Origin of the sequence: Enterococcus sp. DIV0774 (assembly GCF_050539095.1) — a bacterium.
Taxonomy (GTDB): domain Bacteria; phylum Bacillota; class Bacilli; order Lactobacillales; family Enterococcaceae; genus Enterococcus; species Enterococcus faecalis.
This window is the reverse complement of the sequence record NZ_CP172923.1, coordinates 721,032-743,559: the sequence shown is the minus strand read 5'-3', so window position 1 is coordinate 743,559 and position 22,528 is coordinate 721,032. Positions and strand designations below refer to the sequence as shown.

Below are 22,528 nucleotides of genomic sequence, written 5' to 3'. Positions count from 1 at the left end.
TCCTCCTGTTTATGTGATTAGTCGAAAATGTTCGAGAAGAAGTCTTTGATTTTGCCTGTCACTTTTTCACCAGACTCACGTTCGTTGAATTCTTCGTATTCTTCTTGAGGCTGTTCAGCATATGTGTCATAGCGAACTTCTTGTTGGACAGCGACTGATTGTGCTGGTTTCGATTTTTCACCAGGGATTGCATATTTGGCAATGTGATAAATATCGTTTAGTTGCGCTGAATATTCCACAATGCTAATGACATTAGCAAAGACTGGGTTACGTAAGCCCATGTGATTTGGTACGTATAGTTTTACGTTGGCTTCAAAAATTTCTTGCGCCAAATCGACAATACCTGGCATACTAGCGGCGCCACCAGTTAATACAACGCCTCCAGGTAATTCAAACGCATCAATTTCATCCAGAACTTCTTTTGATTTTCTCAAAATTTGTTCCACACGCGCTTCAATAATTTCTGAAAGGTAACGTTCGTCCACTCTTACAGGCTCTGACTTACCGATAACATCAACAGGAAACTCTTCGTTTGCTGAAGTTCTTTCTGGATAAGCATCCCCATAATTAATTTTTAAGGCTTCGGCGTTGTTAAAAGAAGTATTCAATACGATTGAGATATCTTTCGTGATGAACTCGCCGCCTTCTTGGTTAACATGAGTAAATTTCAATTGTTTGTCGTGGATAACAGATGTCGTTGTTTGACCGCCACCCATATCAATGACAATTGTTCCAAAGTCTTTTTCGCCATCTGTTAAAATTGTTTCCGTTAAAGCAAGCGGTGTAATCACTAATTCATTAATTCCTAAGCCAGCTTTTTCAACACATTTACGGATGTTATGGATGATTGTTTTTGGTCCAGTATAGACAACGCCAAACATCTCCATGCGAACGCCAAGCATTCCACGTGGGTCTTTGATGCCTTCAAAGCCGTCGACGGTAAAGTCTTGCGGTAAGATTGCAACAATTTGACGTTCAGGAGGAGTTGAACGAACCAAAGCTGCAGATGCGACGTTGCGCACATCCTCATCTGTAATTTCTTTTGATTCACTGCTAACAGCTATCATTCCTTGACAGCTTTCTACTTCTAATAAATTCGCTGGTAATCCAACATTTACGCTTTTAATTTGAATGCCGGCTTTTTCTTCGGCTTGTCGAACGGCCCGTTGGATTGCTTGAACTGTTTGATCAATATCGACGACAATCCCTCGATTCAAACCGTCTGATTTTGCATTTCCAACGCCGATGATGTTCATTTGACCTTCAATATATTCAGCGACAACTACTTTGACAGAAGTTGTACCAATATCGAGGCCTACATACATTCCTGTTTTTGCCATGAACGGAATTCCTCCTCCTATTAATTCCAATATCTAAGCGGACAAAGGCGTCCGTTTAACTATCTCTTTTTTAGTATTATTCACTTCTTCCAATTTTACCATAAAAATGGGGGTTTTAGAAAGCAGATTATACGAATTTGTTCGTTAATTTTTGAAACATTTTTGTAAAAAACTTATTCTGCTTGTTGCACTTCTTGATTTTCTCCATTTGTCGGCGTACCGTTATTCGCTTCATCCGTTGCTGCGCCTGCATTTGGGTCCACAACTTCTTGATTTTCAACCGCTGAATCTTCGGAAACTTCACTGCCCGTTTCTTCACTTTCTTTTTCATACGGATAAGAAAAAATGCCGACTTCCATATCAACGATTCCAGGTTTGTCCATTTGCTCGGCTACTTGTGAATAATAAGCCATTTTTTCACTTAAATCAGAAATATTAACAATCACTCGATTTCCATCATTCATATAGACATTAATCAAGTCTTTATTGGTTTTTGATGGTGCATATTTAATTTCTGAAATTCCTTGTTTAATTTCTTGAGGTAATTTGTTGTAAGAGGCCATTAATTCAGGGATTAATTTATCCTCTTTGAAATTCTCAAAAATTGGTTTGCCACTTTCAGCAGCTTTGGTGGTTTCCGCCAAAGTTTTACCATTCTCTAAAATCGGATGATAGCCGCCTTTAGTCGCAGCAAGAGCGACAATTTGATACTCTTGAATATCAATTTTAAATGAATTAATACCATTTAACTTAATGTTCGCCTTTTTTATAATTGGAAACTTTTTCTGAATATTTGCAGAAAAATAATTTCTATTTGAATACTGCTCCCATAAGCCACTGCCCGTTTCAAGTTTTGACTGCTGAATAATCGCTTGGCTCTCCACACTTTTGTTACCTGAAACTGTTACTTCACTCAATCGACTAAGAGGCGAAACAAAATACAATGCCACTAAAATGGCTGTCCCTAAACAAGTTAAAATAAAGGCTAAACGCCTATATAAGCGCTTGTTCCGTGTTTTCTTAACGTTCGGTAAACGATCTGCAAAATGCTCCTCTTCTTCCACTGTTTCTTGTGGAAGATGTTGTTGAGGCTCTTCTTGACTTTGTTCTTGTAAAGTGATGGTGACTTCTGCTTGTTCGTTTTCACCTTTTGAAGCAGCTTCTTCCGCTTGCTTCTTCAAATATTCTTGGTTTTGTTTTTGCCAAGGTGTCAGTTCAGGTTGAGACTCTTCCGATTTTTTTGGAGGTAATGGTTTTCTTTTTTTGAATATATCGTTCTCGTTACTAATCTTCCACACCTCCTATCTCAGACTAACGTTTTCACAACTTGATACAAACGATCACTTGCATCTGGGATGCCTTCCCCTTTGGACGCCGTTGCCATCTGTTGTCTTTTTTCATTGTTTAATAAAATATCATCAATTGCCGCAACTAAACGAGCGCCGGTCAATTCTGCATCTGGAATCATTTCAACAGCACCAACTTTTACTAAGCTTTGCGCGTTTTTCGTTTGATGATCATTCGTGACGTAAGGACTCGGAATTAAAATTGCTGGTAATCCTAATGCGGTGAACTCCGCAATTGAGGTTGCTCCTGCACGTCCCACCATTAAATCGGTATTAGCCATCACTTCAACCATTTTATCAATATACGGTTGCACACTTATGTTTGTCAATTTCTTTTCAGAAAGCTTTAGACTTTCTTGAAGTTCCTGATAATATCTTTCTCCTGAAGCGTATAAAACTTGATACTCTCTCTCTTCAAACAAAGGAAAGGCCTGTTCAAACGCTTGATTAATTTTCAAGGCGCCACGACTTCCGCCAAATAAAACCACCGTTTTCTTTGCTGGATCCAAGCCAAACTCTGATAAAATAGCTGACTTTTCCACCGTTACGACTTCTTGTCCCCGCGGGTTCCCTGTTAAAATTGTTTTTTCTTTCGGGAAAAAACTAGCGACATCCGGAAAACAAATCGCAATTTTATCCACATAACGACTTAAAAATTTATTTGTCATTCCAGGGATACTATTTTGTTCATGAATAATTGTCGGTATTTTTAATTGGTGAGCCGCATAAACTACTGCACCAGAAACATAACCGCCTGTACCAATGACCACATCTGGTTGAAATTCACGAATAATTTTTTTTGCTTTATTAATGCTTGTTAAAAATAAATAAATTGTTTTAAAATTTTGAGGACTTAGCGAACGCTTGAATCCTTGAATTTTAATCGTTTTAAATGGAATTTTCGCCTTTGGCACAATTTGACTTTCTAAACCATTTTCTGTTCCCACATACAAGAATTCTGTTGCAGGTGCTTCTTTTTTGACGTGTTCGACGAAGGATAACGCAGGATAGATATGCCCACCTGTGCCACCACCAGTTACTAGTATCTTCATTTTCTCACATTTCACTTTCTTTTAATTGTTGAACAGCTTGCATAAAGGCTTCCCCGCGTACTTCAAAATTCGGGTATTGGTCCCAACTTGCGCAAGCAGGTGATAGTAAAATAGTATCATCTTTTTCCGAATAATCAAAGGCAATGGTAACCGCCGTTTGAACATTTTCAGCAAATAAAATTGTTTCAATGTTCGCTTTTTTAGCAGCTTCCGCCAATTTTTCTTTGGTTTCTCCAAATAAAACAATTGCTTTGAGTCCCAGCAGAGCAGGAACCAATTCATCAAATGAGTTACCGCGATCCAAGCCACCCGCAAGTAAAAGTAGCTTTTGGTTGTCAAACCCACTTAACGCCATCTCTGTAGCTAAAATATTGGTTGCTTTTGAATCGTTATAAAAACGTCTTTGCTGAACTTCGCCAACAAATTGCGTTCGATGGGGAACGCCCGAAAAGTTTGTCAAAGTTTGTCTAATCTGAGCATTCGATACATTTTTTAATTTAGCTACACAAATCGCTGCGAGTGCATTTTCAATATTGTGACTGCCAGGAATCCCTAGCTCATCGGCGGGCATAATATATTCTTCATTAAAATATAATTTCCCATCTAAAAGATAAGCCCCTTCTACTGCTTCTTTCGTTGAAAAAGGCAATACGTTGGCTGCTGTGGTTTTAGCTAACGTTTGAAGCTCTACTTGATTCCAATTTAAAATCAAGGTGTCCTCTGCGGTCATGTTTTTTTGAATGGCCCATTTTGCAGCAACATATTCTTTCCGCGAACCATGATAATCCAAGTGTGCCTCAAAAATATTTGTAATTACTGCAATTTGTGGGTGAAACGTCTCAATTCCCATTAACTGAAAACTAGAAAGTTCCATCACAAGATCATCCTTGGCTGTTGCTTCTTGAGCCACCGTACTCGCTGGAAAACCAATATTTCCCGCCAAACGTGCCTCACCAGCCGTTCTGTCAGCGTTTAGCAGTAAACCAATCATCGTGGTCGTGGTTGTTTTACCATTGGTGCCCGTAATGCCGACAATTGGACATTCGGCAATTTGACCTGCTAATTCCACCTCAGTTATGATAGAAATTTTCCGAGTTAGCGCTTCTGCCACAAGTGGGTTTGTGTAAGGAATACCAGGATTTTTAACGATTAGTTCAAATTCTTCATCCAACAATTCAATTGGATGCCCTCCTGTAACAACACGAATACCCAAGGTTAATAAATCTTGGGCGTCAGGGTTTTGATCAAATTGTTTTGCGTCATTAACGGTAACGAGCGCACCTAACTCATGTAAGAGTTTCGCTGCGCTGACACCACTTTTAGCTAGTCCTAAAACCAACACTTTTTTGTTTTGATAGGTTGTTATTTTTTTCATTGTCAATTTCCCCTTTGATAGATTAGAAAAGAATCCATAATGTGATTCCTGAACAGATTAAACCGACAGACCAAAAGACAAAATCAATTTTCCATTCAGACCAACCACACATTTCAAAATGGTGATGAATTGGTGACATTTTAAAAATCCGTCGACCAAATAATTTAAATGAAGCAACTTGTAAAATAACACTTGCTGTTTCACAAACGTAGACAAGTCCAATTAAAAGTAGCGTCCATTCTTGATGCAAAATAATTGAAATTGCTGCTAACAATCCACCTAATGCTAATGAACCAACATCACCCATGAAGATTTTTGCTGGTTTTCTATTATAAGGGAAAAAGCCAATCAGCCCACCAATCACACTTAGGCAGATAATCACAACATCAAATTGTTGTTGTTTCCAGGCAATAATTGCATAAGTACCAAATGAAATTGTTCCTAAACCAGCAACTAAGCCATCAATCCCATCTGTCAAATTCACGGCATTAGAAAAACCGACTAACCAAAAAATAATAAACACGCCATAAAAAATACCTAACGGAACTTCTGCTATTCCAAACAAATCTAAGGTGTCTGAAAAGCCTTCACTTCGATAAACAAAGTAGAAAACCAACCCACCAAAAATTTGACCAATTAATTTTTGACGAGAATTCAAGCCCATGTTCCGTTTTTTAAAGACTTTAATGAAATCATCCAAATAACCTAGCAAACCGTATAATACTAAAATAAATAGAATAATTAGTAGAGACGGCGTAAATTGGTGGAAAAACAACCCCATTGCTAATGAAGTAATCAAGCTGGCTACAAGGAAAACGACTCCCCCCATTGTAGGGGTACCTGTTTTCACGCTATGCCAAGTCGGGCCATCTTCACGAGTAACCTGCCCTTGTTTTTTCATTTGAAAATAGCCAATGAATAGTGGCATTACGCTCACTGTAATGGCAAAACTCACCACTATGGGAATAAAAATCTGTGTCCACTCCATGTTATCTCTCCTAATTATTCTACGTTATTATTCTGTGCCTTCTAAAGTCACGGTTAATTTTTTCTCCGTAATTTCAGTTTCAGCAGCGATACTTTGTTTCGTCACATAGCCTTCACCTTTAAACTCGACAGTCAAACCTAATAGATCACCAAACTTGGTAACATCGCTCTTCGACCAGCCGGTTAAATCAGGCATATAGTTCGTTCCATTTGTGATCAAAATCAATTTCTGATTAGGCATTAATGTTTGACCAGACGGTGTTGATTGTTTCTTGATTTTTTCACCATCACCGATAATCACAGGATCCACCCCGTTCACTTTGGCATTGGCCAACGCTTCCGCTGGTGTCATGTTTTTATAATCAGCAACTGTGACTTTATCAGAAGCTACTTTCGTTGTTTCCGGATCTGTCTCTTTAATGTCTAACGCTAATTTCATTAATGGGTTTGCAATTGCCGCCATTGCTTCTGAAGGCGAACCTGATTTTGCTTGTCTAAGTGTAATATACAAAACATATTCAGGATTATCCGCTGGGACCATTTCCACTACAGAAGACAAGACTTGACTTGCTCCATCAACGTACCCTTTACCATCTGAAATCTGGGCAGTTCCTGTTTTGGCAGCAACATGATAGCCTGGTACTTTATAAATATCATACGCAATCCCGTAAGTCGGGTCTTCAACAGTATCAATCATGTACGTACGAATCTGTTGAGCTGTTTGCGCTTTGATTGGGGTTCCTACGATTTGTGGTTCCGTAATCGTTTCTTTTCCTGTATTTTTGTCAACAATTTTGCTGATGTAATGAGGTTGCAACATTGAACCGTCATTTGCAATAGCTGAGAAACCTTTCATCATTTGGAAATTAGTAACCGTAATTGCTTGACCAAATGCCGACATTGCTCTATCTACAAAGTTTGTTCCTGGCAATTTACCAGCAGATTCACCACTTAAACCTGAATGCGTGCTCGTACCAAAACCAAATTTTTTCAAATACTCCATCCATTTTTCATCACCCATTTTTTGTTCTAGTTTTACCATACCAATATTACTAGACCAAGAAATGGCTTGACGATAATTCAAATATTCTTTGCCGTTCAACCGAGTGTAGTCATGGTCATTCACAGTTACATCCCCAACTTGAATTCCACCAACACGATTGAATAATTCATTAGGATTAAACTGTCCTTGTTCCATAGAAGCAGCTGTTGTAAATAATTTGATTGTTGAGCCTGGTTCATAAGGACTTTCAACTAATAGGTTCTGCCACGTGCCATTATCGTCTAACCCTTGTTTCGTTTCAGGATTAAATGTTGGCCGTTGAGACATGGCAACAATTTCGCCTGTTTTTGCTTCCATTAACATGGCAGTCATAGAAACTGGTTCATATTTTTCATTAACTTGCGTCATTAAATCTTCTAAGGTATTTTGCAAGCGACTATCCAGCGTTGTATAAATATCTTGACCATCCACTGCTTTTTTCTCTTCCGCCACAGTTCCTGGTAAGGCATTGCCATAAATATCTTTTTCAAAATATACACGGCCATCGGTTCCGCTTAAAATATCATTATAGGTCTGTTCTAGTCCCATTGCGCCTACTAAGCCTTCTTTATCATCATCTGGATTGGCTGCTTTCGTATAGCCAATAAAGTGAGAAGCAAACTGCCCATTGGGATATAATCTGGCTGGATGTTCATTGAAATAAACACCTGAGATTTTTTTCTTTTTCAAATCTGCTTCAATTTTTTGCCGTGTTTCCAAGGTAATGTTTTGACCACCTGCACCAAATTCCACTTGATATTGTGTTGACCCATCTTCATGGATCCCATTATTCAAGTATTTCAATGCTGTTTTTTTGTCTAGTTTGGTATATTTCGCTAAAATTTCAGCAATATCATCGAAGTCTTTTTTCTCCGCATAAAGCTTTTCATTATTTTGTCCCGTATATTTTTTTGATAATACGACATATAACGAGTAGGAGGTAGCATCTTCTGCGATTGGATTACCATATCGATCTAAAATTGATCCTCGCTTAGCTTTTACCACTTGGCTTCCTTCATATAGAGAAGCTGTTTTTTCCTTTAGTGAGACACCGGCTACTTTGCCTGTTGCCACAATGTATGTCGTTCTAAAGGCAAATAAAAAGAACAATCCAATACTCGTAGCGAATAAAATGATGCCTACTTTTTTACGATTGTTCATCGGATTTAAGTTTTTCTTTTTCATGAATTGTTTAAATTTATGTCTTTTACTCATTATTTAACAGTCCTAACATTGTCGCCGTTATTTTCTAATCCTTGTTTTTTAGCGACATCTTTGATTCGATCTGATTTAGAAAGTTCGCTTCTTTCTTGTTCCAATTTCAAAGCGTTATCTTCCTTTTCTTTAATGACTGCCTGTGTTTCTGTAATATCGTTCATGGTTTGGACAATTGTCGTTCTTACTTGAATTGTCGCAATTGCAATACCAATCGTTGCACAAACTAATACAACACCGATTAATTTTTCTAGTAAAGAGACATTTTTTAGTTTCTTTTTGGGTAATAGAGTGGGGACAGGTAGTGTTTCCTCTTGCATTTTTCTGTCTTGCTCTGTTGCCACAGTTGGCTGATCCATTTCTGGTGCTTCATAATGGAAATCATTTACTTTCTTCAATTCAGCCATGTGTCTACCCCTCTCTCTAACTAGATTTTATTTTTTCGGCAATGCGTAACTTCGCACTTCGTGAACGATTATTCTCAGATAACTCACTGTCACTTGGTAAAATTGGTTTTCTGGTAATTACTTTTAATTCTGGTTGAAATTCTTCTGGTACCACTGGAATGCCTGGTGGCAAATCTTGTACCGTACTGTATTCTTTAAACATTGTTTTAACAATACGATCTTCTAACGAATGGAACGTAATCACACTGATTCTGCCATTTTTCGCTAGCAAATCAATTGCTTGTTCTAGCGACTCTTCAACTGCCCCTAATTCATCATTAACGGCAATGCGAATTGCTTGGAAAATTCGTTTTGCAGGATGTCCACCTTTGCGTCTTGCTGGAGCTGGAATCGCCGTCTTAATAATCTCAACGAGTTCACCTGTTGTTTCAATTGGTTGCTTTTCGCGAACACGTTCAATTTCTCGAGCAATCTGTTTCGAAAATTTCTCTTCCCCATAACGAAAGAAAATTTTTACTAACTCACCATAGCTATACGTATTCACCACTTCGCGAGCCGTCAAGGGTGCGTCTTGATCCATGCGCATATCTAAGGGCGCGTCTTGATGATAGCTAAAACCACGTTCTGCTTCATCTAATTGTGGTGACGAAACACCTAGATCGTATAGAATTCCATCAACATGGAACACCCCGTGTTCTGCCAATTCTTCTTTAATATTTCTAAAATTTGATTTGATGAAGGTCACTTGACCTTTGTCTACATATTTTTGCAAACGAGTCTTAGCATGTGCCAACGCTTTTTGGTCTTGATCAAAGGCATATAAATGACCGTGCTCATTCAATTGTGTCAGTAAGTATTCACTATGTCCGGCACCACCGAGTGTGCAATCTACGTATACGCCATCCGGCTTCACTTGTAATCCATTCACTGTTTCTTTTAAAAGAACGGTGTAATGGCGAAATTCTTCAGTCATCATTTGCCTCATTCCTAAAATCCAAAATCAATCATTGTTTCTGCTAATTCATCAAAGTTTTCTTCAGCTTCATCAGAGAATGCATGCCAACGTTCGTCACTCCAAATTTCAATTCGGTTAGAGACGCCGATAACAACACAGCCTTTTTCTAAACTGGCATGTGTTCGTAAATTCGCCGGAATATTGATACGACCTTGCTTATCAATCTCACATTCTGTTGCAGCGGAATAAAAGAATCGTACAAAGGTACGTGCATCTTTCTTAGCTAAGGGCATTTCTTGAAGTTTTGCTTCAAGTTGTGACCATTCATTTAAAGGATAACCAAATAAACAGCCATCCATCCCTCTCGTTACCACAAATTTTTCACCAAGTTCCTCACGAAACTTTGATGGAACGATTAGGCGGCCTTTGGCATCGATATTATGTTGGTATTCACCCATAAGCATAGCCAATACACCCGCTTTTCCACTTGATAGAACAAGTCTACCACATCCCACCACTTTCTACCACTATAAATCTAAAAACTTCTATTTTTTAACTGTTATTTAAAATTTCTGTAATATTTACAGGGTTTTATGTAACAAGCATCATCCAACAAAAAATGTTATTATAACAAGGTTTTTACTATGTTTTTTATAAAATAACCCCACAAATAACAAAAAAACCCCACGGAGTGGGGAGTTGTGGGGGACATTTTCCCACAGCGTATTTCCCCTATTGTCTCCACGCTTTATTACAGTAGATAATGACTGATATTTAGCAAGATAAGCAACACATACAACACAAACGTTAGTAAAAACGTCAACCGCCAAAACATCTTGAAATATCGTCTATATAAAATCTCTCCATAATAATAAGCTTGAAACAGGGCAACAGCGACTCCTAATAACAAAATAGAAATCACAAAATACGGCATAATCGATTCATCATAACTATCTTTGGATAACTCATGGATCCCTATGAATAAAAACGGAATGGCCAAATCCGGTGCTTTTATTTTCCAACGTTCCGTTAGGGAAAAAGTGGACACGAGAAAATTGCACGCAAAGAGCACAATTACCGGAAAAATATACCAAAATAACATTATTGCCGAAAACGACACCATTCTCTCAACAAATCCTTTCATTCCACCTGCTATAACTATACTTCATCAACGTTACACAGATGTTTCATTTCGTTTAAATATATGTGCTAAAAGCCCTTTTTGCTTGCTTTTTCATATAAAAAACGGATTACTTATCAAACCATTTTCAAAACGAGGCCTCACCTATCGCGGCCACTTATTTTTGAATGTTTTTTATAAGCTTTTCTTCTCGTATTGTGTCATACTTCTATTATAATGGATTTAGAACAAAAAATGTTGATTCGGGGTGAATCTTTTGATTAATTATTTATTATTGAAAAATGACTATTTTGAACCTTGTTCACCAGACGATGAAGCCCTAAGTTGGATTTCGGTAGAATCTCCTACAGAAGAAGAAATCGAGCGTCTCGTCAATCAATACCACTTACCAACAGATTATCTTACCGGCGTTTTAGATGATGAAGAAAATGCTCGAGTGGAAGGCTTCCGCCACGAAAAATTACAAACGCCTACGTTACTTTTATTTCGTTATCCCAAAGCTAGTATCAGTCCTAGTGGCTATCTGCAAGTAGAAACGGTGCCGATTGCTTTAATCGCAACCATCGATAACAAACTAATTACTGTTAGCAACGGGCCTAACGACATCGTTCATGGGATTCAAAAAGAGGCGTTCACCCATCAAGATCTTTCTATTGAGAAGGCCTTAATTTTAGCCCTTTCATGGAAGATGGCCCTTTCCTTCAATAAAAACTTACAAGCACTTATCCAACAAACCAACAAACTTGAAGGAGAGCTCCAAGTAGCCACAGAAAATAGTCAATTGTATCAGATTATGGACATTCAAAAAAGTCTAGTTTATTTCGAAGCAGCTTTAACGGATAATTTAAAAGTATTAAAACGTTTATATAGCGCTGAAATTTTTAATCATCCAGAAAAACATTTGCCATTTTTAAGGGATATTTTGATTGAACTAGAACAAGGACTGAACACGACTAAAATACAACTAAAATTAGTTGATAACATTAGTAATACTTTTTCAGCAATCGTTTCAAATAACTTAAATAATGTCATGAAAATTTTAACATCCTTAACAATTGTCCTGACCATTCCGACCATCATTGGAGGAATTTACGGCATGAATGTGAAACTCCCTTTTGCAGAGCATGAATATTCTTTTTGGATTATTTTTGCTATCACTACCTTAATCTGCGTAATTAGTATTCGAATTTTAAAGAAAAAGAATCTCTTATAACTTTAGGTTGCTGTTTTCAGGAAAAGGTTGTACACTATTAGCAGAAATTAAAAAGGACGTGTCATTTATGAACGACAAAGAACAAAGTCGCTTTTCAAAAATCACGAAAGTCGTGGTTTGGCTAATGCTGATCGCAATTGTAGGTTCAACTGTTTTAACAGCGATTCTTAGTCTTTAAACTGGAGAACTTCTTCACACATTAAAAGTAAAAAAAACAGCCCCTTCTATCAATTGAAGGGGCTGTTTTTTTACTTGCTCAAATAGAACGGTTATTTTTTCGCCATCGCCAACAGCTCTTGCGCATGTTCAATGGTTAATTTCGTAATTTCACTTCCTGCGAGCATACGCGCAATTTCGTTTACTCGCTCTTTTTCAGATAAAATTCGGACGCTTGTTTCTGTCCGACCCGCCACAATTTCTTTTTCAATAAAATAATGTTCATCGGCAACGGCCGCCACTTGTGGCAAGTGCGTGATACACAACACCTGCGAATTTTCTGAAATTTGATAAATTTTATCGGCAATCGCCTGTGCTACTCGGCCACTAACTCCTGTATCCACTTCATCAAAAACAATACTAGTGATCCCTTGCGTTTGAGAAAAGATTGTTTTCATAGCCAACATCACTCGCGAAAGTTCTCCGCCAGAAGCCACCCGAACTAACGGTTTTAATGGTTCCCCTGGGTTAGTAGTAATATAAAATTCTACTCCGTCTAAGCCATTTTCTTGTAAATGCTCAAGTTCTGTAAAGCGGACTTCAAATTCAGTTCGCTCCAAATATAGTTCTTTTAATTCGGTTAAAATTTGTTGTTCGAGCTCTTTGGCTAGGCGCTTTCGTTCTTTTCGTAAAGCTAACGCTTGTTGATGAGCCGCTTGTTGTTTCTCTGCAAGCAACGCTTCTAAGTCACCTGTACCGCCTTCCAAAAAATCAGCCTCTGCTAACTCTTTGGTGATTTCTTCATAGTAAGATAAAATCGTTTCGATTGAATCGCCATATTTACGTTTCATTTGACGGATTAATTCCAAACGATTTTCTACTTCATTCAAGCGGCCTTCGTCTAGTTCTAAGCCATCAATCAACCTAGAAAGATCTCCACTGGCTTCTTGTAGTAAGTAGTAAGCATTTTGAACAGTATCTGACAATGTTTTATATTCTGAATCAAGGGATTCAATCGAAGCGAGTTCATTCATACTTGTTCCGATTTTATCCAAACTACTATCGTCTTCACCATTTAGCGCGGCATAACTAATCGTCAGTGCATCAGCAATCTTTTGAAAATTGTTCAGTTTATTGCGTTCTTCTAGCAATTGTTCTTCTTCACCAGCCACTAACTGTGCACTAGCAATTTCATCACTTTGAAAATGAAGCATGTCCATTCTTTGGGCAAACTCTTTTTCATTTTTTTGTCGCTTTCTGACTTTGGCTTCGAGTGCGCGATACTCTTGATACGCCTGTGTATATTTTTCTTTGACTGCTAAAAGTTTTTTCCCACCAAATTCATCTAACATATCAATATGGCGTTCACTTTGCATCAATTCTTGATGTTCGTTTTGGCCATGAATATCTACTAAATATTCCCCAATTCTTTTTAAATTAGTAATGTTGACAATCCGTCCGTTGACACGGCAAACATTTTTACCAGAAGCGGAAATATCTCGTTGAATCACTAAAGAATCTTCTTCTGTTTCAATACCTAATTCTTCTAATAATTGCTTTAATTCTTGACTTTTCGGCATTGAAAAAAGTCCTTCTAAGGTGCATTTATTTGCTCCTTGACGAATATAGTCACTGGAGCCACGTCCGCCTGTGAGTAATCCCATTGCATCAATAATGATGGATTTCCCCGCACCCGTTTCTCCCGTTAAAACTGTCATACCCATTTGAAACTCTAATTGTAACGAAGAGATAATCGCAAAATTTTTCACGGAAAGTTCTTGTAACATCTTGTTCACCTCATTCTTTATAGATAGCTTAACAGCTCTTTATGAAGTTTTTCTGCCGCCTCCTCAGTTCGTGCAATCATGAGGACACTATCATCATCGTTGATGACGGCAAAAAGTTTCTCTTGGTAATTCTTTTCGATTAAACTACCACACGCCGCCGCATTGCCAGGAATGGTTCGTAATACGACATATTTTTCCATTTGTTCTGCAGCTACAAAGGCATCTTTTAAAAGCTTTGCAAGTTTAGCACTCGTATTAGCTTGTGTTTCTAATGGAAGGCTATATCGATAACCCCCTTCTGCAGAAGGAACTTTAATCAGTTTCATATCTTTAATGTCGCGAGAAATCGTTGCTTGTGTTACAGCTACGCCCTTTTCTTGTAAGTAGTTGACAAAATCTTCTTGCTTTTGAATATTTTTTTCAGTCAATAAACGTGTAATTAAACGGTGTCTATCTTGCTTTCTCATGGCGCCGCTCTCCTTTTCAGTTTACTCTTGCCCTCATCATAGCTTATTTTTATGCATTTTAAAAGATGAATTACTAGATTTATACAAAAAAGAAGCTTTCACCCGTAGGCGTCCACTTCTTTCTTCTAACTTTTCTCATCATTCCGCTAATTTTTGATGCGCATGCGCGACAACTTCTTCAATGGATTCTGTTGCTTGATAGGATCCTTCTCCTTCAACAGAAACTAAGTGTGCCAAAAATTCAATGTTTCCTTCGCCACCAGTGATTGGTGAAAAATCTAAGTTTTTCACATCATAACCGTTATTCATGGCAAAGCGTGTAATTTCCTCCACAACCATTTGATGGGTTTCTGGATCACGCACGATTCCTTTTTTCCCAACAAACTCTTTGCCAGCTTCGAATTGTGGCTTAATTAACGCCACCACACTACCACCTTTTTTCAAAATATCATGAAGAGGTGGCAAAATTAAGCGTAATGAAATAAAGGAAACATCAATCGTTGCAATATCCGGCACCCCTTCAGTGAAATCTTCAGGTTTACTATAGCGAAAATTGGTACGTTCCATTACCACCACGCGTTCATCTTGCCGAATTTTCCATGCTAGTTGGTTATAGCCAACATCTAAAGCGTAACTCAAACGAGCCCCATTTTGTAAAGCAACATCGGTAAAACCACCTGTGGAGGAACCAATATCTAGCATTGTTTTACCTTGAACGTTGATTGCAAAAACATTTAGTGCCTTCTCTAGTTTTAAGCCCCCACGAGAAACATAAGGCATTACTTGGCCCTTAGTATGTAAGGGTGTCTCCACAGAAATTTTTTCCCCTGGTTTATCTAAACGTTCATTTTTATCATTGTAAACCAAACCAGCCATCACGCTGCGTTTGGCTTTTTCTCTTGTTTCAAATAGTCCTTGATTAAACGCCAAGACATCGACGCGTTCTTTTTTCATAAGTGCCTTCTTTCTATCTCAATTGTAACTGAGTTAACAAGTTTGCTAAATGTTCTTCTGAAAAGTTGGGAACATTTGCTTTGATTTTTTCTAAAACAGCGCTGCCCTCTGCTAATTGATGTGTTAGCGCATCTTTCGCGCCAGCAATCCCTAGAAGAGCTGGATACGTACTTTTATTCAACGCTTCATCTCGGCCTACTTTTTTACCTAAATCTGCTTCTGTACTTGTGGCATCTAATAAGTCATCACGAATTTGAAAAGCCAAGCCATAGTGATGCGCAAACTGTGTCAGTAAACCAATGACTTCTTCTGTTTGATTGGCTAATACGCCCCCAGCAATTAAGGCGAATTCAATTAGCGCTCCAGTTTTCTTTTCATGAACAGCCGCTAACTCTTCTAAAGTCAAGCTGACTTTTTCTCCTTCAATATCCCCCATTTGGCCGGCAACCATGCCTTGATTCCCCGCTGCCTTTGCCAGTTGTTGCATCAGTAAAACTTTTTCACTTAAGCCTAATTGACTCAAAGAAAGTAACTGAAATGCACCTGTTAATAAGCCGTCCCCTGCTAAAATGGCAGTCGCTTCACCAAACACTTTATGATTGGTTGGTTTGCCACGACGTAAATCATCATCGTCCATTGCTGGTAAATCATCATGAATTAATGAATACGTATGAATCATCTCTAAAGAGGCAGCCACTTGATAGTCTTGTGTTTCCATCTCTTTTTGAAAAGCGGCCACTGTTGTTAACACTAATAGCGGGCGTAATCGTTTGCCACCTGCGTGTATTGAGTAGAGCATTGCTTCTTTCAAACGCTCATTTTCAGTATATTCTGCGATAAAATCGACCATGACTTTTTCAACCAACGGTAAATGCTGTTGACTAAAATTCGTCATTACGCTTCCTCGCTCTCTTCAAAAACAATTTCTTCATTGTTTTCTGTCATCATTTTCGTTAAAGTTTTTTCCGCTTTTTCCAATGTATCTTGACATTGTTTACTTAATGCCATGCCCTCTTGAAAGGCAGCTAAGGCTTCTTCCAAAGGAACATCTCCTCGTTCTAAGCGCTGAACGATTTCTTCTAAGGCATTTAATGATTCTTCAAACGTTTTTTCTTTTGCTGGCATGTTAAAACTCCTCTTTTTTCGCTGTTATTGTTTCGACGTTTGCTTGAACTGTACCGTCAGCATAATGAATCGTTAATTGATCTGCTGGCTGTAACTCGGTAACAGTTTTAACGACACGGTCCTCTTTTGTAGTATAACTATATCCTCGACCCATAATTTTGAGTGGGCTGAGTAAGTCTAATTGTTGAACAGCAGACGTGAATTGCTTTTGTTTGTTTAGGAACAATTGTGTCATTTGTGTTTGCAAGTTTCGTTGTAAAAATGCCAATTGTTGCTGACTTTCTCTTAATTGTCCCTTTGGTGTCTGTTGTTGCAATTGAGCGATAATTCCTTGGGCTTGACGTTGTTTTTGGTGATGAATTGTTGTCATTGCTTGGAAAAGACGTTGCGTCATTCGATCTAATTTAATCGTTTGACCTTCATAAAGCCGCTCAGGTTGCTTAAACACATAAGAGTTTTGTAGTCGTTGGAAACGTTCTGTTCGTTGTTGTAAGAGATATAAAAAGCTTTGTTCTAAACGACTACGCCGTTCACTAATTCTTAATAGTTCTTCATTTAAAACTGGTACCGCTAGTTCCGCTGCTGCCGTTGGCGTTGCTGCACGAACATCTGCTACCATATCGGCAATTGTCACATCTGTTTCGTGACCAACCGATGAAATAATCGGTGTGGTGGCAGCATGAATGGCTCGAGCCACTTTTTCTTCATTAAATGGCCATAAATCCTCGATTGAACCACCGCCACGGCCGATGATCATCATATCAAAATCGCCTTGCGCATCGGCTCGCTGAATGTTCCGCACAATGTCATCCGCCGCCTGCTCGCCTTGGACCAAGGTTGGAAAAAGGACCAGTTGTGCAATCGGATACCGTCTTTTGACTGTCGTAATGATATCCCGAATGACAGCACCACTAGGACTTGTAACCACAGCGATTCGTTTGGGATAACGAGGCAACTGTTGTTTAGGCCCTTCAAAAAGTCCTTCTTTTCCTAGTTTTTCTCTTAATTCTGCCAATGCTTGATAAAGTGCACCGACACCATCTGGTTCCATATGTTCAATATAAATTTGATAGGAGCCGCTGTTTTCATAAAGCGAAATCCGCCCCACCACCATGACTTTCATGCCTTCTTTTGGTTGAAACTTCAATTTTTGAAAGGCTGATTTAAACATAATTGCAGAAATCTTCGCATGATCATCTTTTAAACTGAAGTACTGATGCGCGTTCGCTCGGAAGCGAAAGTTCGAAATTTCACCTGTTAAATAGACACGTCCTAAGTAAGGGTCTGCATCAAATTTACGTTTTAAATACTTCGTTAAGGCTGTTACTGTTAAATACTGTTGCGTCATTTTTTCACCTTACTTTTGTTTTTTTGCTGCCTCGACTGTTTGATACATTAACATGGTAATCGTCATTGGGCCAACACCTTTGGGAACCGGCGTGATATAGCTTGCAATTTCAGAAACTTCATTGAATGCTACATCACCAATCAGTTTTCCTTCTTGATTGCGATTCATACCCACATCAATCACTACCGCACCTGGTTTCACGAACTCTTTGGTGACAAAATGCCCGCGTCCAATTGCTACAACTAAAATATCCGCTTCTTTTGCAACTTCTGCTAAATGTTCAGTTTTAGAATGGGCAATCGTCACGGTCGCATTTTTCATTAACAATAATTGTGCCATTGGCTTGCCAACAATATTGCTTCGACCGATAACCACCGCACGTTTACCTGTTAAATCAATATCATAAGCTTCAAACATCTTCATAATTCCATACGGCGTGCAAGGAATCATTTCAGGTTTGCCTACAAACAAACGGCCTAAATTCATTGGATGGAACCCATCTACATCTTTTTTGGGATCAATCGCTAATAAAATCTTTTCTTCATCAATATGTTTTGGCAAAGGTAGTTGTACAAGAATGCCATGAAAGCGTGAATCTTGATTATATTTGTCAATCTCAGCCAATAATTCTTCTTCTGAAATAGTTTCTGGCAGTTTTTCGACCTTTGACAGAATGCCAATTTTGGCTGCTGCACGTTCTTTATTTCTCACATACGTTTGGCTGGCAGGATTTTCCCCAACTAATAAAACAACTAATCCTGGTTGGATGCCTTGTTGTGTCATCTTTTCTACATCTTTTTGAATCTCTGCTTGCATTTGATCTGCTAATTCACGACCGTTAATTACTGTACTCATTCCTTCGCTCCCTCTATTGTTTCTTTACTTCTTTAATAGTATTTATTTTAGCATATAACCCAGTATCTTAACACCAGTTAGATAGTAAAAAAAGATTCAGAGCTTACGCCTCTGAATCAATTTCTTTCATTACATTTGATAACACACCATTAACAAATTTACGTGAACGGTCGTCGCTGTATTTTTTACTTAACTCAACGGCTTCATTTAATGCCACAATGTTTGGCACATCTGAAACGTATAGCATTTCAAAAATAGCTAAGCGTAAAATAACAATATCTATTTTTGCTAAGCGTTGCATAGACCAGTTATTACCTAAATGGTTCGTAATCACTTCGTCTAGTTCTGCTTTGCGGCTACACACACCGCCGACAAGTAAATCTAAATACGTAGGGACTAGGTCTTCGCCATCTTCACTGACGATGTCCCGATTATCATAAGCCAATGCATAATCAATGGCATCTTGTTTGGTTAAATCAGCATTAAAATCTAAAGGAAAAAGGGCTTGGAGCGCTTTTTCACGAATCTCGTGACGGGTTAATTCTGTTTTACTCATTCTCTTCTCCATCTTCATCTTCTGGGAATAATTCATTTAAGTCTGGTTGAGGGATTTTTTCAGGTACTACCGCTACAACATGAATATTCACTTCAACTAAATCAATATCTGTCATAAATAAGACTTGTTGTTTCACACGGTCTTGCATTTCTAATGCAACTTTTGGCACAGAAACACCGTAGTTCAAGTAACAATAGATATCGACTTTTAAGCCTTCTTCTTCTGTTCGTAAATATACACCTTTACCGTGTGCTGCACGGCCTAATAATTCATTCACATTATTGGCGAACGTGCCACGCATCCCATAAACGCCCTCTACTTTTGAAGCAGCGATTCCGATAATTACTTCAATGACTTCAGGAGCGATCACGATTTCTCCTAAAGAATCGTTTGCATTGATTACAAGATTTTTTTCTTCTGACATTTGGTTGTCCTCCTTATCTATTACGCACAAAATCGTTAAATAAACGATTTATTTGATGAATCACTAAGTCTCTTAAGGATTCTCTTTTAAGCAACGGATGATTCTTAAAAATTAAAACAACACTGGTTTCTTCAGTTAGTTGTGAAAGAACGTCCAAATTTTGCTTATCAATACTCGTTCTTAGTTTATCATTAATTAGCCTATTTCGCTACCAGAAAAGCTAAGTTCTAACTAAAAGAACAGATAATTTCTTGTCATAAATTTCTAATTCAAGCCTTTAGACGTAAAAATAAGAAAGACCAAGTAATTTTGGCTTTCTTATTTTTACATCTTTATTCTTCAGGATAACGTTCCATTAGTTTCGTCCGATGCTTTTGCATAATCATTTCTAAAGAGATGTCATATTTATCGGCTAAAATAAATAAATTATCCAACACATCGCCTAACTCTTCCGTTAAATTTTCCAGATTCTCTTCATCCGCCAAAACTGTTTCATCCGGTCGATCACGGCCAATTTCAATTGTCCGAATGGCCCGACACACTTCGCCGACTTCTTCTGTTAAAAAGTTGGAACGAATGAACGGATCATATTGATACCAGTTACGTTTTTTATAAAACGCGCTAATAAACCGCTGATACTCTTGGATATCCATATTCTCCCAACCTTTATAAAATGATTAATTCTTTTGGCGCATGTGTCAATACACGATTACCTTCAGCAGTAATTAATAAATCGTCCTCAATACGCACGCCACCAATTCCTGGCAAATAAATTCCAGGTTCGTCCGTAATCACATTCCCTGGTACAAACTGTTTGTCTGCTCGGAATGAAACATTTGGTCCTTCATGAATTTCTAACCCAATGCCATGACCAGTGCTGTGACCAAACGCATCGCCATAGCCATAGGAAGCAATATGATCCCGTGCAATCGCATCTAATTGAATGCCCGTCAACCCAGGTTTAGCTTCTGCTAACACTTTTAATTGTGCTTCTAAAACAATGTCATAAATTTCTTTTAGTTTTGGCTGAATACTACCAATAGCGAATGTCCGTGTCATATCAGAAACATAGCCTTCATAATAACAGCCGAAATCCAAAGTGATTAACTCACCTTTTTCGATGACTTTATGGCTAGCAACGCCATGTGGCATCGCTGAACGTAGACCGCTGGCCACAATTGTCTCAAAAGAAACACCACTGGCTCCTTTTGAACGCATGAAGAAATCTAATTGATTAGCCACTTCAATCTCTGTCATTCCAGGTTTAATCATCTCTAAGACAAAGGCAAATCCTTGATCCGCGATGGCACACGCTTTTTCAATAATCGCTACTTCTTCTTCATCTTTCACTTCTCTTAATTCTTCAATCAAACCCATTACAGGAACTAATTCACATGGTAAAATTTCTTCCAATAAGCTATAATCAGCGAAACTAACTTGCGTTTCTTCAAAAGCTAAATTATCTAATTGCAAACGTTCAGCTAAATCTGCTACTTCGTCAAAAATATGTCCTGTGTTTTTAACGATAGTAAAACCAGTTGCTTGTTCCGCAGCTTGTTCCGTATAACGAAAATCCGTTACAAAAAAAGCTTTATCTAATGTAATCATTGCCAAGCCTGTTGTCCCAGTAAAATTGGTTAAATAACGTAAATTATACGGACTTGTCACTAAAAATCCTTGTAAATTATTTTCTTTCATTAACTCCCGTAACTTTTCGACTCTTGCCATCATTGGTTCGACCTTCTTTCTTTTTTCTCATTTTTCATTATAGCAAATTTACTTCAGAAAAGCATGAATCACCAAAAAACTTCATCGAGAAAGTTTACTGAAAATTTTACCTTTCCTTATTTTTTGCTTAACACTTTTGTAGTAAACTAATTTAGCGACTTCAAGGAGGAAATTATGAACGTTTATTTATTTCTGGCACTATTTTTCATTATTATCGGCATTTTAAGCTATAGTTTTTTTATTGAACCTAACTGCTTAGTCATACACAAAAATCAAATTAAAGTAACAGAATCAGGGAAAACCTTACGGATTGTTCAACTCTCTGATATTCATTTAAAAAAGAATTATTCTGTGAAGGCCTTAAAACAGATTGTTGAAAAAACAAATACATTACAACCAGACATAGTCGTTTTTACAGGAGACTTATTTGATGATTATGCCCGTTTCGGTATCGAAATTCAGGATGAAGTGAGTCAACTTTTCCGTAAAATTAACGCCCCTTATGGCAAATTCGCTATTTATGGCAACCACGAGTATAGCGGGTTAGATACCAATTTTTACGAAACAATCTTAGAAGCTGCCGACTTTACAGTACTAAAAAACACGGGCAAATTACTGCCTGTCTCACACCGTATCTCCTTGTACGTCGCTGGTTTAGAAGATTCGTTATATGGACAAACCGACTTAGCTGCAGCTTTAGTCAACCGCCCTACTGGAACGCCCACTCTGCTACTAACCCATGAGCCAGATGTCGCAGACTCAGCAGTCAACAAAAACATTGACCTCATTTTAGCAGGACATAGTCACGGCGGACAGATTCGCTTGCCTTTTTTCACTTACAAAAATCAGCTTGCTAAAAAATATACACATGGGCTTTATCATTTAGAAGATGAAACGCCGCTAATTGTTCACCCAGGAATCGGAACCACTAAAATCAGCGCACGCTTTGGTGTCTTACCAACAATTGAACTGATTGAGTTAACTATTTAACTACGCATTAAAAAGACCGCCCCACGTTAGAGAAAACTTCTCACGTTGGACGGTCTTTGATTATG

Annotated in this window: 24 protein-coding genes; 3 read left to right on the top strand and 21 right to left on the bottom strand. The window is 38.1% G+C overall.

Annotation, left to right across the window (positions count from 1 at the left end):
- Positions 1 to 17: 17 nt before the first annotated feature.
- The 10 genes from ftsA to IGL86_RS03635 all read right to left on the bottom strand — a co-directional run bounded on the left by ftsA (position 18) and on the right by IGL86_RS03635 (position 10,863).
- Positions 18 to 1,340 (bottom strand): cell division protein FtsA, encoded by a 1,323-nt coding sequence (gene ftsA, locus IGL86_RS03680; RefSeq protein ID WP_002355898.1) that lies wholly within the window; start codon positions 1,338 to 1,340, stop codon positions 18 to 20.
- 173 nt (positions 1,341 to 1,513) lie between these two features.
- Positions 1,514 to 2,638 (bottom strand): cell division protein FtsQ/DivIB, encoded by a 1,125-nt coding sequence (locus IGL86_RS03675; RefSeq protein ID WP_002355897.1) that lies wholly within the window; start codon positions 2,636 to 2,638, stop codon positions 1,514 to 1,516.
- Positions 2,639 to 2,646: 8 nt separating this feature from the next.
- Positions 2,647 to 3,738 carry an undecaprenyldiphospho-muramoylpentapeptide beta-N-acetylglucosaminyltransferase gene (gene murG / locus IGL86_RS03670; protein WP_002355896.1) on the bottom strand — a complete coding sequence of 364 codons (1,092 nt, stop codon included), beginning with the start codon at positions 3,736 to 3,738 and terminating at the stop codon, positions 2,647 to 2,649.
- Positions 3,739 to 3,742: 4 nt separating this feature from the next.
- Complete coding sequence (gene murD / locus IGL86_RS03665; protein ID WP_033625635.1) at positions 3,743 to 5,113, bottom strand: UDP-N-acetylmuramoyl-L-alanine--D-glutamate ligase; 1,371 nt, start codon at positions 5,111 to 5,113, stop codon at positions 3,743 to 3,745.
- Positions 5,114 to 5,135: 22 nt separating this feature from the next.
- Positions 5,136 to 6,101 carry a phospho-N-acetylmuramoyl-pentapeptide-transferase gene (gene mraY, locus IGL86_RS03660; RefSeq protein WP_033625636.1) on the bottom strand — a complete coding sequence of 322 codons (966 nt, stop codon included), beginning with the start codon at positions 6,099 to 6,101 and terminating at the stop codon, positions 5,136 to 5,138.
- A gap of 27 nt (positions 6,102 to 6,128) precedes the next feature.
- A complete protein-coding gene (locus IGL86_RS03655) occupies positions 6,129 to 8,357 on the bottom strand; it encodes a penicillin-binding protein (RefSeq protein WP_002383404.1) in 2,229 nt (742 codons plus the stop codon).
- The gene (ftsL, locus tag IGL86_RS03650) at positions 8,357 to 8,764 is read right to left on the bottom strand and encodes a cell division protein FtsL (RefSeq protein WP_002358883.1); all 408 of its coding nucleotides are present in this window, start codon (positions 8,762 to 8,764) and stop codon (positions 8,357 to 8,359) included. Before ftsL ends, IGL86_RS03655 begins: the two co-directional genes overlap by 1 nt.
- A gap of 16 nt (positions 8,765 to 8,780) precedes the next feature.
- Complete coding sequence (gene rsmH, locus IGL86_RS03645; RefSeq protein ID WP_033625637.1) at positions 8,781 to 9,737, bottom strand: 16S rRNA (cytosine(1402)-N(4))-methyltransferase RsmH; 957 nt, start codon at positions 9,735 to 9,737, stop codon at positions 8,781 to 8,783.
- A gap of 14 nt (positions 9,738 to 9,751) precedes the next feature.
- A complete protein-coding gene (gene mraZ / locus IGL86_RS03640; RefSeq protein WP_002383402.1) occupies positions 9,752 to 10,237 on the bottom strand; it encodes a division/cell wall cluster transcriptional repressor MraZ in 486 nt (161 codons plus the stop codon).
- 233 nt (positions 10,238 to 10,470) lie between these two features.
- Complete coding sequence (locus IGL86_RS03635) at positions 10,471 to 10,863, bottom strand: DUF3397 domain-containing protein (protein WP_002383401.1); 393 nt, start codon at positions 10,861 to 10,863, stop codon at positions 10,471 to 10,473.
- Positions 10,864 to 11,107: 244 nt separating this feature from the next.
- Here IGL86_RS03635 and IGL86_RS03630 point away from each other — a divergent pair, with 244 nt between their 5' ends.
- Together IGL86_RS03630 and IGL86_RS03625 are read left to right on the top strand one after the other, a co-directional pair.
- Positions 11,108 to 12,073: a magnesium transporter CorA family protein gene (locus IGL86_RS03630; protein ID WP_002387038.1), complete on the top strand. Its 966-nt coding sequence runs from the start codon at positions 11,108 to 11,110 to the stop codon at positions 12,071 to 12,073.
- Between the two features lie 67 nt (positions 12,074 to 12,140).
- Entirely contained in the window at positions 12,141 to 12,251 is a 111-nt protein-coding gene (locus tag IGL86_RS03625) for a DUF4044 domain-containing protein (protein WP_002383399.1), read from the top strand.
- 91 nt (positions 12,252 to 12,342) lie between these two features.
- On the opposite strand, the gene recN is transcribed toward IGL86_RS03625, so the two are convergent.
- The 11 genes from recN to IGL86_RS03570 all read right to left on the bottom strand — a co-directional run bounded on the left by recN (position 12,343) and on the right by IGL86_RS03570 (position 21,476).
- On the bottom strand, positions 12,343 to 14,016 hold the full coding sequence (gene recN, locus IGL86_RS03620; protein WP_002397924.1) for a DNA repair protein RecN: 1,674 nt from the start codon (positions 14,014 to 14,016) through the stop codon (positions 12,343 to 12,345).
- A gap of 17 nt (positions 14,017 to 14,033) precedes the next feature.
- Complete coding sequence (locus IGL86_RS03615; RefSeq protein WP_002358881.1) at positions 14,034 to 14,483, bottom strand: arginine repressor; 450 nt, start codon at positions 14,481 to 14,483, stop codon at positions 14,034 to 14,036.
- Between the two features lie 138 nt (positions 14,484 to 14,621).
- Positions 14,622 to 15,437: a TlyA family RNA methyltransferase gene (locus IGL86_RS03610; protein ID WP_002355880.1), complete on the bottom strand. Its 816-nt coding sequence runs from the start codon at positions 15,435 to 15,437 to the stop codon at positions 14,622 to 14,624.
- 13 nt (positions 15,438 to 15,450) lie between these two features.
- Positions 15,451 to 16,332 carry a polyprenyl synthetase family protein gene (locus IGL86_RS03605; protein ID WP_002355879.1) on the bottom strand — a complete coding sequence of 294 codons (882 nt, stop codon included), beginning with the start codon at positions 16,330 to 16,332 and terminating at the stop codon, positions 15,451 to 15,453.
- On the bottom strand, positions 16,332 to 16,562 hold the full coding sequence (locus IGL86_RS03600; protein ID WP_002355878.1) for an exodeoxyribonuclease VII small subunit: 231 nt from the start codon (positions 16,560 to 16,562) through the stop codon (positions 16,332 to 16,334). The genes IGL86_RS03605 and IGL86_RS03600 overlap by 1 nt, the downstream gene beginning before the upstream one ends.
- 1 nt (position 16,563) lies before the next feature.
- Positions 16,564 to 17,910, bottom strand: a complete 1,347-nt coding sequence (xseA, locus tag IGL86_RS03595) for an exodeoxyribonuclease VII large subunit (RefSeq protein ID WP_430605647.1) — start codon at positions 17,908 to 17,910, stop codon at positions 16,564 to 16,566.
- A gap of 9 nt (positions 17,911 to 17,919) precedes the next feature.
- The gene (locus IGL86_RS03590) at positions 17,920 to 18,765 is read right to left on the bottom strand and encodes a bifunctional methylenetetrahydrofolate dehydrogenase/methenyltetrahydrofolate cyclohydrolase (RefSeq protein WP_033625816.1); all 846 of its coding nucleotides are present in this window, start codon (positions 18,763 to 18,765) and stop codon (positions 17,920 to 17,922) included.
- Positions 18,766 to 18,868: 103 nt separating this feature from the next.
- Positions 18,869 to 19,321, bottom strand: coding sequence for a transcription antitermination factor NusB (gene nusB, locus IGL86_RS03585; RefSeq protein WP_010775678.1), 453 nt, complete (start codon positions 19,319 to 19,321; stop codon positions 18,869 to 18,871).
- On the bottom strand, positions 19,314 to 19,745 hold the full coding sequence (locus IGL86_RS03580) for an Asp23/Gls24 family envelope stress response protein (RefSeq protein WP_002355874.1): 432 nt from the start codon (positions 19,743 to 19,745) through the stop codon (positions 19,314 to 19,316). The genes nusB and IGL86_RS03580 overlap by 8 nt, the downstream gene beginning before the upstream one ends.
- A 332-nt stretch (positions 19,746 to 20,077) precedes the next feature.
- Positions 20,078 to 20,398, bottom strand: a complete 321-nt coding sequence (locus IGL86_RS03575; protein ID WP_002355872.1) for a MazG nucleotide pyrophosphohydrolase domain-containing protein — start codon at positions 20,396 to 20,398, stop codon at positions 20,078 to 20,080.
- 13 nt (positions 20,399 to 20,411) lie between these two features.
- A complete protein-coding gene (locus IGL86_RS03570) occupies positions 20,412 to 21,476 on the bottom strand; it encodes a M24 family metallopeptidase (RefSeq protein ID WP_002391500.1) in 1,065 nt (354 codons plus the stop codon).
- 171 nt (positions 21,477 to 21,647) lie between these two features.
- On the opposite strand from IGL86_RS03570, the gene IGL86_RS03565 reads away from it, so the two are divergent.
- A complete protein-coding gene (locus IGL86_RS03565; protein ID WP_002355870.1) occupies positions 21,648 to 22,463 on the top strand; it encodes a metallophosphoesterase in 816 nt (271 codons plus the stop codon).
- Positions 22,464 to 22,528 lie beyond the last annotated feature (65 nt).